We start from the raw sequence: 12,016 nt of genomic DNA on the forward strand, positions 1-12,016 counted from the left end.
TTTCCCTGCCCGCGCCGGCAAGATCAAGCCTCGTGGCGGCGCGCACAGCCCGCCACGGAGCGCCCGGCAAAACATGGAATGCGTCGCAGGCGCGCCATTGAACAGCCGCCGCGCAGGCGGCCCCTATTGTGCGTCGTCGTCGAAGCGGAAGTATCCAAGGGCAGCCGAAGCGGCATTCTGCTCCGCAGTGCCACGCTGACGGATCTCTGCCTGGATGATCGGCATCAGGCTGCTGGTCGGCGTGCCTGCCTGCGTATCGGCGCTGCCAATCTTGTTCTCGGTCGCGATGGCCAGCATCAGGTAGGGCACGATCTCACGGTCATCCGCCCCCTGCGGGCGCAGCGCCAGCGCAAAGGTCGCAGTGCCATCCTCCTGCGGCTTCAGCCGCGAGGTGAGGTTATAGGCGCCGCCCCGGCTGTCGATCAGGAAGAGCGTAATGGTGCGGCCTTCGATCAGGTCGATGGTCCCACGGATCGGATCGCCCGCCTTCAGCACGTCCCGGTCGAGCTTCAGCGCTGGCGGTCGGGCCTCGGAGCGGGTGATGTTCTTCACGAAGGTCACCACCGAGCACTGGCTGTCATCCACCAGCCGCGCGCCGATCTTGGGATCGGTGTCGAACTCCTCGCGGAAGGCGGTGAGCAGCTCGTAGAGCGGGTCGACCGAGGTGGCATAGCCTTCGATCTCGAACTCGTCGGGCACCGCCGAGCGGATGCCGACATGCACGCAGAGCGGGGTGGAATAGCTGTTCACCCAAGAGATCATTCGCCCGATGGTGCCAAAGTCGATCTGCCCCGGCGTGGTCGGGGTCTCTTCTCTGGCAATCACCGTGCCTTCAGTGGCGCTCAGGCTGTCATCGACGGGGCCGATCTCGCCGCCTGCCAGCTGATCCGGCGGGGCGGTGGTGTTGGCGCCATCGGTCGTATCCGTGCCATCTGTGTCGGTGGTGTTGTCGGCCGTGGTGGTCGTATCGCCGCCATCGGTCGTGGTGTCGCCATCGGTCGTGGTGTCGCCACCATCCGCCGTGGTCGTGGTGTCGCCGCCATCGGTGGTGTCATCCCCACCATCAGTGGCGGTGGTCGTGTCGCCCCCGTCCGTGGTGGTATCGCCGCCATCGGCGGTCGTCGTCGTATCACCCCCGTCGGCCGTTGTCGTATCGCCACCATCGGTCGTTGGGGTGGTGTCGCCCCCGTCTGCGGTGGTCGTGTCACCACCATCAGTCGCATCGGTGCCGTCGTCGCAATCGTCGATCGGGTTGCCGCTATCGTCAAACCGCACCGTGCCAGCGCAGCCCGTTGTGGTGGTGCCATCGCCACCGGCCGTGGTCGTGGTGCCATCTGTTCCGTCCGTCCCGGTGGTCCCATCCGTCCCCTCGGTGCCGGTCCCGCCCCCGCCTTGGTTCACGCCGGGAATGAAGCCGCCAAAATAGGCCCCTGCCCCGCCGCCAACGATGACGAGCGCGAGCAGAGCCGCGATCAGGCCACCCTTGCCCTTCTTCTCCGCCGGCTGCGGCGGCGGCACGGTGGAGGCGGGCGGCAGAGTGGTGCCCACGCCGGTGCGCTGCGGCGGCACCGATCCCGGGAAGGGACTGTCGGTGTTCACGTCCTGCGGCGGCATGCTTTGCGGTGGCATGCTCTGTTGCGGCGGGGTGGTAAAGGCGTATTGCGGCGGCTGCGAAATCACCGTCGGGCCACCGCCCGGCGGCATGCTCTGCTGTGGCGGAATGCTCTGCGGCGGCTGCGAATATTGCGGCGGCACCGATTGTTGCGGCGGCACCGAGCCACCCGGCCCCGGAACCGCGCCCAAAGGTGCGGCGCCCCCGGCCAGCGCGGCGGGGTTGTCGATGTACTCCAGCACCTTCGCCATGCTCTCCGGCCGGTTGGCCGGATCGGGCGAGAGCATCATCTCCAGCAGCGGGCGCAGCTCGTCATGCACGCCCGAGAGGTCCGGCACATCCATCCGCCGCTCCACCGCCTCGGCCGGGCTATCGCCCATGTCGATCGGCTCGCCGCGGCAGGCGGCTGCAGCCACAAGGGCCAGCGAGTAGATGTCTGAGGTGCCCTCGATCACGCCCTTGAAGCGGCCCAGCTGCTCGGGGCTGACGTAGCCGTACTTGCCCGCAAACTGCCCGCCCAGCAGCGTGCCGCCACCGAAGTTGGCCGACTTGGCGATGCCGAAGTCGATGATCTTGGTATGGCTGATCAGCCCGTCCTGAATGACAACGTTGTCGGGGCTGAGGTCGCGGTGGACCACGCCGAGGTCATGCGCCTTCTGCAGGCCCGAGGCGACCCGGCGCATCATCGTCTTCACGTCCTCGACGGGCATCTTGCCCTCTTCGGCGTAGTAATCGGCGAGGGAGCGGCCCTCGACGAATTCCATCACCAGACAGGCACGCTGGATGCCCGGATCGACGGTGAAGAGCATGTAGCGGACGATGGCATCATGGTGCAGGCGGCCCAGCACCGTGGCCTCTTTCTGGAAGAGGCTCAGGATCTTCTCGTCATGCGCGAGGGCGGCGAGCACGATCTTGATCGCCACCGGCTCCTCGGTGTGAATGTTGAAGCCCCGATACACCTCGCCCATGCCGCCGGTGGCAATGTGCTCGGTGATCTCGAAGGTGCCCATGATCTGCGTGCCAATCGCCACGCCGGTGGGAGCCGCCGTGCTGATGACAGTCTTCTGACTGTCAGGCTTCGAGTTTTCCTGCTCGTCGCTGGCCATTGGGCCTTAGATCCCTTCTTGCGGCAGATCGAAGATCGCCGTCATCGGTGTGACCTCGGTCTTGTCAAAGGCACGGACCACGACAACGGTGGTATTGTCGGTCGCGCCGCGTTGCAAGGTCAGGTCGAGCAGCATGTCACAGGCTTTCTGCGGCTGATGCTTTCGTGCAATTTCAAGGATTTCATGATCTTCCACATGGGCGGTCAGCCCGTCGGAGCACAGGATGAAGGTGTCGCGGTTTCTGAGCGTGCCGTATTTGTGATCCAGATGCACATCGGGATGCACGCCGATCGCGCGGGTGATGACGTTCTTGCGCGGCCAGTTGGCCGCCTCCTCGGGGGTGATCGCGCCCCGGTCCAGCAACTCGTTGGCCTCGGTGTGATCGCGGCTCAGCTGGGTCAGCTGACCGTCGCGAATGAGGTAAACCCGGCTGTCCCCCGACCAGACGCAGGCAAAATGCTGTTCGAACACCAGCAGCGACACCACGGTCGAGCCGATGGTCGCGCCCTGGCTCATCGCGTGTTGCTGGATCTGGCCGTTGGCGCGGGTGATCCGCTCCACGAAGCGGGCCTGAAGGTCGGGGGCAGAGGTTGCGCGGCCCACGGTTGCGAGGTGCTGAACGATCGCACCCGAGGCAAAATCGCCGCCGTGGTGCCCGCCCATTCCGTCGGCCACAACCCACATGCCCCCATCGGGAAACGTGTAGAGGTTGTCCTCGTTGTGGTCGCGGGCATAGCCGGTATGGCTGATCTCCCCGGTCTCGAACCTGAACTGCTTTGCATTCATAGCGTCAACGCCCTGTCCCCGGGGCCCTCGCGTGTAGCGGCGTTTGCCAAGTTTCTGTTACGGGCGGTCAAGGGTCAATCCTTCCCGCGCCCGCGCAGGGAGAAGAACCCCCTGAGGCCCGATTTCTTTTGCCCCAAACCACCGTCTTCCCCGTCTTCCGGCGGTCCGCCAAAGGGGCTGTCCTCCCCTTCCGGCAGATCCTCCTCTGCGGCGGGCCCGTCTCCGCCGGCCTCCTCCGCATGCGCCTCCAGCACCGGCTCGGCCTCCTCCGGGGCCTCCTCGGTGGCCTGCGCGTCGTCCGATACCGGCTCGGCGGCCTCCTCCGGCTCACCGTCCGGGGCGGGATCATCCTCGATCTCGTAATCGTCCTCGGCAACCATCGACACGTCGATCACCGGGCCGCGCTCAGCAGGTGCTTCCGCGGCCTCTTCCTCGTCGCCGGGAATCTCAAAATCCTCGTCGACCACCATCGACACATCCACAACAGCCCCAGCCCCGGGCGCCTCCGCGGGCGCATCCGCCTCGGCCTCGCTCTCAGCCTCCGGCGCCTCTTCTGCCGCGCCACCGCGCAGCGACGGCGGCATGGTCGGCGTTTCTTCGGACTCTGCCTCGACGGCAACCTCGGCTTCTTCTGCCTCTTCGTCCGGCTCACTCAGGCTGGCGTAAATATCGCCCTCTGCCGCGCTGCCTCCGATGCCATAAGGCTCAGGACCAGCATCGAAGAGGTCTTCCTCCGGCTCGGGTTCCGGCTCCGGCTCGGGCGCAACCTCTGGCTCAGGCTCGGGCGGCGTATCCTTGGCCGAACCCGCATCCGGAAAGTCCCAATCCTCGCGCGGCGCATCAAACGGGCTTTCTGCCTCGTCACCGGTGATCGCATCAGTCCAACTGGCATCATCCACCGCGTCCGAGGGCGTAGCCCATGCCAACTCCTCGCGGGAGGCCTCCGCGCCCCATGCGGCGGCGGCTTCGGCCTCTTCGGCATCGCCGATCAAGTCGCGCGGCGGCACAGTGGTCTCGCGCGGGCGGGCGGCAGCAGCCCCAGCCCCTGCGCTGGCAGCAACGGCCCCTGCAGCCGGGCGCGGCGGGGCGGCAGGCTGCTGCACCCGCGCGGGCGGCCCGAAGCCGCGCAACATCGCCATGAAGCCCGCCGCATCGGGCATCCCGTCCAGCGCGATCATTCCGGGGCCGACATAGTCGTTGCCCCCCGTCCACCAATAGCTCCGCTCGAAGGCAGCAAGCTGGTGATCGTGGTCGCGCACGTCGGCCAGCATCTGTCCCAGCCCGTGCTCACCATAGGCAAAGAAGGCATTCCGCCGGTCCTCGCCCAAGGCACAGGGCGCGGCGTTCGGCTCCGGCAGCGCGGCCAGAAACCCGTCCACATCGCCATCGAAATGCGCCGACTTGGCCGCCAGAAGCGCGCGCTCCAGCATGCCGTACCAGTCTTCCATCGGGTCCGAGAGCGGCGGCACCGGATGCTGCGGCCCCATCCCCGAGAGCACCAACGTCAGGGGAAACTGCCGCCCCACCCTGTCGACCGAAGCCGTGAGCGCGCCCGCCATCGCATGGCCAAAGACACCGGGGCCAATCCAGAACCGCCAGACCGGGCTGGCCTCATAGACCTGCCCCCATTCGCCCGCCAGATGGTGCTTGGCCCCGCTCATGACCTTCTCGAGCCAGCCTTCCCAGAAACTCAGCACCTCGGGCGGCATGGCCCGGGTGATGAAGTCGCCCTTGGCGGGCAGTTTTCCGAAAAGACCGAGAGGCATGCTGTGCTCAGGTGCCTCCCGTCAGAGCCCGGTCGGGCATTTGAACTCGGTGAGTTCGGACATGAAGAAGGGGTTCACATCGGTCGCCAGCGTCATCTTGTAGGCGATGTGCCGCCCGTCGATGGTGTAGCGCACCGCGATCACATTGCCCGAAACCTTGGGCCGGCCAGCGTTGAGGAACTTCACAAAAGCCCAACTCCCGCCCTCGCTCATGTTCGACTTGCGGCCGCGCATCTCGGGCGTGAAGACCAGCTCCACGTTGCTGCCTGAGAGGCTGCCGGGCCAGCTCACGTTTGCGGGCGTGTTGCCCTTGCGCCGGGTCAGCACCACTTGCCCGTTGATCGTGAGCTGCGCCGTCTCCACCGCGCCATGCAGCGAGGTCGGCACGATTTCCATGTCGATCTGCGGAATGCCCCCGCCGGTCGGGAAGAAGGCATCGCGGATCGCCGCTGCCCGCTCGAACTGCTTGAGCGTCGAGGTCGAGAGCTTGCCGGCCAGCGGGCCGCTGTCTTTCCATGTCCAGCTGGTGCCGTTGATGTTGGCGTATTGGCTGAGGTTCTCGAGGAAGAACCTGTCCATCACCCCCTGCGGCGCGAAGAGCTTGGCAAAGTCCACGAGGCCAACATCGCGGGCCGAGGCCTTGGAGAAGGGGAACTTGCTGTCGATCACCGCCTGGCAAACCTGGGTGACCTGCTGGTTCAGCAACTCGTTGAGCCGCGCCACGGAAGTGTTCGCCTGATCGCCCTCGAAGTCGTCCACCGCTTCCTGGATCATCCGCTCCATCGGCTTGGGCAACCGCGAACTGGCCTGCTTCAGCGCGCCCAGCTTGGCGGGCATCTCGCGGTCGGCCACCTCGGGGAAGTCCACGGCGGTGATAAGCGTGCGCTGCATATCGCCCAGCGTCTGGATCAAAAAGTCGATCCGGCGCTGTGGCGGATCACCGACCATCAGGTCGTGCCAATCGGCATAGTAAGCTTCGATCTCGGCACCCGGCAGGCGCACCTGCCCGCCACCGCCACCGCCGGTGGTCCCTGCCCGCTCCTGGCTTTTGCGGAACACTACGTCAAGACCGATGCGCGCAAGGCCGGACTGGCGGTTGACGAAAACCGCCGCAGCCCGCGAGCCGAAGTCCCCGGCCACGTCCTGCGCCGCATCGGCGGCACCGTCCATGCCCGCGGGCGGCTCGTCTGCGCCCTTGTTGTATTCGGCGGTGAGGCTGGTCTCCTCCATGATCTCGGTGGTGAGCAGCAGGATCGGCGAGGTGCGCGGCGCCGAGGCCGCCGCCAGGGCCTGGTATGAAGGCTTGTCGGCGCTCATCGGGCGCAGCTTGACCGAGGCCAGCACGCGGTCCCACTCGGCGATCCAGTCGTTCGTGTAGCGCTTCAGCAGCACCGGACCGAGGCCCTTGATCTGATCTTCGATCTGCGCCTCGGCGGCATACTCACCCATCACCCACTGGTCCTTGGTGAGGTTGTCGGCGATCTGGCTGAGTTGCGGCAGGAAGAACTCGTGGAAGCCCGCGTAGGTGAAGAGCGGCGAGATCACCAGCTCGTCCAGCGCCTCGCCATTGACCCCTTCCAGCACCAAATCGGCATCGCGCCCGGCCCGGTTGGCAATCGAGAACGGCTCGATCCCGGCAAACTCGGCGGTGGCGAGGATGAGGCTGTAGGCCTGATCTTCCACGTTCATCCGTGCCAGCAGCCGCTCGCCCTGATCGATGAGCGCACCGTTCAGCTCGAAACTGGGCTGTTGCGCAGCGTCCAGCTCCAGCATGGCCAACAGGTGCGACTCCAGTGCCGCGCGGGTCTCGGGGTTGGTGCCGGCATAGGTGTTGCGGCGCCAGTCGTCGCGGAAGTAGCCGATGATGAGTTCGTCATCGCTCTGCGGCGCGAGGTTGCCCAGCAGCTTGTAGACCTTCAGCGTCTTGTAAACCGCCAACACCTCGCCGGTTCGGATGAAGTCTTCAAGCTGCTGCTCCAGTTGCAAGATCAGCCGCGAGCGGAACATCCGCTCCAGCGCCTGCCGGTAGGTGACGCTGGCCGCCGAGCGGACAGAGCCGCGCTGACTGAGGCCGAAGCGCTCGCTGAGCGGCGTGTCTGTCGCGGTGTCGGCATAGCCCATCGGCATGTTGCGCAGCATCTCGAGGTGCGGCAGCACCTGCAGCAGGTCGATATCCTCCACCCGCCCGGTGTTGATCTCGTCCTGCGCCGCCAGCTCGTAATCCGAGATCGCGGCCTCCGCCGTATCGATCAGCTGGCGGTTCTGGTAAAAACTCAGGCCCCAGAGGCCGAGCATCCCGAGGGTCGCCAGCACAATCAGCGTGATCGTCGAGTACCGCCAGATCGCGGCACGGCGCACCGCCCTCTTGTCGGTGCTGACCCACCCCGCCTCGGCAAAGATCACCTTCTTCAGCAGGTCGTGCAGGAAGAAGCTCTTCGCCTTGCCAGACATCTGGCCGTGCGCCATGCCGCCGAAGTTGCGTTGCATCGCACCCAGCACCTGGTCGATCGGGGTGCCCTCCTGCGTGCCCGAGGTAAAGTAGAAGCCACGCAGGTTGGCCGCCACCTTGTAGCGGGTGTGGCCAAAGACCCCGCGCATGAAGTCGCCCAGCCGCTCACGCAGCATGGCCACCTGACCGGGGAAGGAGAAGATCGCGATCCGGTTGATCCCGTCAGGCTCTTCCTGAAGGCGGTCCGTGACCTCCTCGGAGAGCCGGTTCACCAGCGCCTTGTACTCGTCGTCAAACCGCTCGACCGTCTGCTCCTTCTTGCTTTCGGTCTGGAAGGTATGGCCCCACACCTTCTGGCGGCGCGACTGGCTGAAGGAGCCGAAGAACTCCATGAAGCCGCTGATCAGGTCGGCCTTGGTGAACATCACGTAGACCGGGAAATCGACGCGCAGCTCCTCGTTGATCTCATTGAGACGGGTGCGGATGATCTCGGCGTGGGTCTCGATCTCGCCCGGGCTCGCGGTCATCAGCTCTTGCAGCGAGATCGCCAGCATCACGCCGTTGATCGGCTGGTTGGCGCGGGTCGCCTTGAGCAGTTGCAGAAAGCTGGCCCAGCTCTTGCCATCGGCCTCTGCATCGCTGTCCTGCGTGGTGTAGCGGCCTGCGGTGTCGATCAGCACCGCCTCTTCGCTGAACCACCAGTCGCAATAGCGCGTGCCGCCCACGCCGGCCACCGCGCCCTCGCCCTTCTCGGCGAGCGGAAACTTCACGCCCGAATTCAGCAGCGCCGTCGTCTTGCCCGAACCGGGCGGGCCGATGATGATGTACCACGGCAGATCGTAGAGGAACGACTTGGAGCCGCTCGACTTCTTGAGCACCTCCATCGCCTCGGTCATCTTCTCGCCAAGCACCTCGCCGTCGCCGGTGACCTCCTGCTCGGTCAAGGCCTCTTCGAGCTTCTTGGCCGCACGGCGGCGGCGGATGAACTTGATCAGGTAAACCGTGCCCACCGTGAGCCAGACCACGGCGATCATCAGCACCCGCACCCAGACCGGCTCGAACGGGGTCGCCTCGCCAAAGCCGACCAGCGGCAGGGCGAACCAGACCACCACGAACCACAGGATGAGAGAGAGGACGACCAGCGTTCCGATGATCCAGCGTTTCATCTCGCGTTCCTTCCGCCCCGGGGGCGCTTGAATTTCAACCGGCGTCCCTCGCCGATGCGCCGTGCGGCCGGGCCGCCCGCGCTCAAATCTGTTGGTCCAGCGTCTCTTCGCGCTGAATCATGATCTCCACCCGCCGGTTCAGGGCCTTGCCCTCCGACGTGTCATTGGAGGCAATCGGCTCATCCTCGCCGCGCCCATCGACCTCGACGCGATCGCCGTTCGACAGAAGCGGCGTGATGACACCCGCCACGCTCTTGGCGCGGGCAACCGACAGTTCAAAATTGTTCTTGTACTTGCCACGGCCCGAGAGCTTGTCGCTGTCGGTGTGGCCAATAAAGCGGATCGGCCCCGGCTCGTCTTCCAGCACCTGCGCGATCTCCTCGCCCAGCGGAACGAAGTCTTCCTTCACATCCGCCTTGCCGGAGTCGAACAGGATCGAGTTGTCGAGCTTGACGATGATGAAGTCGCCCTTGATCTCCACCGTGATCGCATCGTTGCCCGCGAAGGCTTCCTTCAGCCGGTCGAACTGGCTGGTGTCCGGCGGCGCGGGGGGCAGCGGCGGCGGGGTGACAACCCGGTCACGGCGCACCAGCTCGATCATCTCGCGCGGGTGCAGGTTGCGCATGTTCTCGGTCAGCTCGTAGCCCTCCGAGGTGAGCATGAGCCGCATCCCGAAGTAACCGCCCGCGAGGATGGCCGAGGCAAGGATCGCATAGGCCCAGACCGGCACCTTGGTAAAGCTGCGCCGTGCCGCCAGCTCGATCCCCTTCCACCGCGGCGAGATATCGTCATCACCGCGCGACTTCACCCGCCGCAGCGCCTCGTAGACGCCGCGCTTGATCTGGGCGAGCTTCACATCGCCACCCTGCATGGCGCGATACTGGCCCTCGAAGCCCAGCTGCATGCAGATCAGCATCAGCTCCAGCAGGTGATACTTGTGGATCGGGTTCTGGAGCGCCTTGTCGACCTCCTGAAAGAACCCAACACCCGCCGTCCGCTTGTTGAAGAACCGCGCCGACATCGAATATTGCAGCCACACGCCCCGGTCGGTGCCGGGCAGGTTCTGCACGATATCGTCGGCGGTGCCGCAAACGCAGTATTTGGCAATCAGCGCATCCGTCTGGTCGACGCCATGCTCGAGCATCTTCTCCTCGAAGGCCTCGATCTCTTCGGTCACGTGCTGCATCAGCGGCACGGCGTGCATGTCCACGACCTGAGAGCGCAGCCGCCCGAAGAGCACCAGCAGCGAGGCCGCCGAGGCCACGATCGGGTTGGCATCGGCCGACATGCCGGAGGTCTTGGCAGAGAGCGCCGCATCGAGGCTGATCTTCTTCACCGGGGCGCGCTGAACCGGCTCATCCTTCCGCATCTCGGGGAAGAACCCCTCCTGCTGCGGCTTGGCGCCCATCCACTGGCCGGCGTTCTGGTGATCGTTCGGGCCGCCAAATCCGCCGCCCTGCCCCGGAGGCGGGCCAAACCCGCCACCGCCGCCTTGGCTCGGGCCTGCGCCGCCACCGCCGCCGCCCCAGACATCGCCGCCACCCGCACCGCCGTCATTGCCGCCGCCAAAGCCACTGTCCTGTCCGCCAAAGCCACCGCCCTGCCCCGGCGGGGGCGAGGCCGGTGCGCCGCCCCATCCGCCCTGCGCGGGCATGGAGCCGCCGATCACGGTTTTCTGCGAGCCCGGTCCGGTGGTCTTCTGGCCACCGAAAGCGCCGCCCGGCATCGGGCGGATCACGGTCTTGCCAGAGTCCTTCTCGTCGCTCATCTACCTGTTCTCCTGAATGCCCCAGATCTCCAGCTTGAGATCGGGCCAGTCACCGGCAAAGTGCAGGCCGATGGCCGGGGCCGTCGAGAATTCGCGCCACATCGGGTTGTTCTTATCGATGTTGAAGTAGACGTGGCTCGTGACGGCGCGGATCTGCCGGGGCGGCGTGGGCATGTGCACCAGCTCCAGACCCGGCAGGTTGTTGTTCACGATAGCATTCATCTGGGTGTTCGGTCCAACCTTGCAGAGCGCGGGGAACTGCTGCTGGATCTGGGTGAGCGGCTTGTCGGCCGCCACTTCGAGCACGAAGGAGGCATCGCGGAACAGGTTCCGGTCGGTGACCTTGGCCATGAAGCTGCCCGAACCGGGGCGCAGCTCTTCCACGTTGAGACGCACGGCGCGCCCCACATCGCGGCTCAGCAATCGCTGGATATCGCGGGTGATCGGCTCGAAGATCTCTTCGAGATTGTCTTGGTCGTAAGGCGGGTACTCGATGGCAAGGCGCTTCTCGTCGAAGGTCCAGAGCTCGCCCACCAGCCGCAGGAACAGCTGATACAGCTCCTCGGGGTGGATGTACTTGCTGTTCCGGTAGTGCCGCAGCAACCCGATCTCGCGGTTCAGCACCAGCAGCATGAAGTAATCGGTCGCCTGAAGCCCCCCGCCCGAGGATGGGTCCGAGGCGTAGCGCGCAAGGCTCTCCAGCTTGGTCTCGACCCAGCCCACCACGCGCTCGATCCAGCCCGCCACTACCGGATGTGCATGGATGGTCAGCACCGGCGGCGCGAATTTTTCGTCGAAAATCACGGTCTTGTCGCGCACTTCGACCACACGGGCGAGGCGCAGGCAGTTGTAGCCCGGCTTCTCGGTCTTGCGCACGTCGAACTCGACGCGCGGATGCGCCACTTCGATATCCTGCTCCAGCCGCATAGAGGCGGTGCTGTCTGCCACCGTCTCTGCCGAGAGCTTGTAGCGCGCCGAGCGGCTGGCCTCATCCTCGGTGCCCACCTCGCGGCCGTTCACCTGCACCATCGGCAGCGTCAGCCAAACGCTCTGCCCTTCCGAGCCTTCCGGAATGTCGATCGGCGGCGGCAGCTGGCTAGTGCCGGGCATGTCGAAGGGGGTGCCGTCGGGAAAGATGCCGGTCGCCGACCGCAGGCCGAACTTCATCTGCTGGGCCACGTCCCGATCAATCTCTATCTGGGAAAAGCCCCAGGGGTAAGGCGAAGCCAGCCGGGTGCGGGCCTCCAGCAATTTCTCAAAATAGCGGTCGCTTTGTTGGAAGTGGTGAGGCTGAAGGAAGAGCCCCTCTTTCCATGCAACTTTAGAAAACCAGCTCATTCAGGGCTCGCAGCGCATTCCAATG

6 protein-coding genes are annotated in these 12,016 nt (G+C 65.7%); all 6 read right to left on the minus strand.

What is annotated here, in order from left to right; translation table 11 throughout:
- Positions 1 to 123: 123 nt before the first annotated feature.
- Positions 124 to 2,718, minus strand: coding sequence for a protein kinase domain-containing protein (locus tag KUV38_RS09645; RefSeq protein WP_222469839.1), 2,595 nt, complete (start codon positions 2,716 to 2,718; stop codon positions 124 to 126).
- A gap of 6 nt (positions 2,719 to 2,724) precedes the next feature.
- Positions 2,725 to 3,504 carry a PP2C family protein-serine/threonine phosphatase gene (locus KUV38_RS09650; protein WP_222469840.1) on the minus strand — a complete coding sequence of 260 codons (780 nt, stop codon included), beginning with the start codon at positions 3,502 to 3,504 and terminating at the stop codon, positions 2,725 to 2,727.
- 74 nt (positions 3,505 to 3,578) lie between these two features.
- A complete protein-coding gene (tagF, locus tag KUV38_RS09655; RefSeq protein WP_222469841.1) occupies positions 3,579 to 5,270 on the minus strand; it encodes a type VI secretion system-associated protein TagF in 1,692 nt (563 codons plus the stop codon).
- Positions 5,271 to 5,291: 21 nt separating this feature from the next.
- Positions 5,292 to 8,885 carry a type VI secretion system membrane subunit TssM gene (gene tssM / locus KUV38_RS09660; protein ID WP_222469842.1) on the minus strand — a complete coding sequence of 1,198 codons (3,594 nt, stop codon included), beginning with the start codon at positions 8,883 to 8,885 and terminating at the stop codon, positions 5,292 to 5,294.
- An 82-nt stretch (positions 8,886 to 8,967) separates the two neighbouring features.
- Entirely contained in the window at positions 8,968 to 10,653 is a 1,686-nt protein-coding gene (gene icmH / locus KUV38_RS09665) for a type IVB secretion system protein IcmH/DotU (protein ID WP_222469843.1), read from the minus strand.
- A complete protein-coding gene (tssK, locus tag KUV38_RS09670; protein WP_222469844.1) occupies positions 10,654 to 11,991 on the minus strand; it encodes a type VI secretion system baseplate subunit TssK in 1,338 nt (445 codons plus the stop codon).
- Positions 11,992 to 12,016 lie beyond the last annotated feature (25 nt).

It is taken from the genome of Vannielia litorea (assembly GCF_019801175.1).
In the GTDB taxonomy this organism is placed as follows: Bacteria; Pseudomonadota; Alphaproteobacteria; order Rhodobacterales; family Rhodobacteraceae; genus Vannielia; species Vannielia litorea_B.

Coding starts and splice junctions, on each gene's coding strand:
- KUV38_RS09645 (WP_222469839.1), bottom strand. CDS start 2,718: ATGGCCAGCGACGAGCAGGAAAACTCGAAGCCTGACAGTCAGAAGACT.
- KUV38_RS09650 (WP_222469840.1), bottom strand. CDS start 3,504: ATGAATGCAAAGCAGTTCAGGTTCGAGACCGGGGAGATCAGCCATACC.
- tagF (WP_222469841.1), bottom strand. CDS start 5,270: ATGCCTCTCGGTCTTTTCGGAAAACTGCCCGCCAAGGGCGACTTCATC.
- tssM (WP_222469842.1), bottom strand. CDS start 8,885: ATGAAACGCTGGATCATCGGAACGCTGGTCGTCCTCTCTCTCATCCTG.
- icmH (WP_222469843.1), bottom strand. CDS start 10,653: ATGAGCGACGAGAAGGACTCTGGCAAGACCGTGATCCGCCCGATGCCG.
- tssK (WP_222469844.1), bottom strand. CDS start 11,991: ATGAGCTGGTTTTCTAAAGTTGCATGGAAAGAGGGGCTCTTCCTTCAG.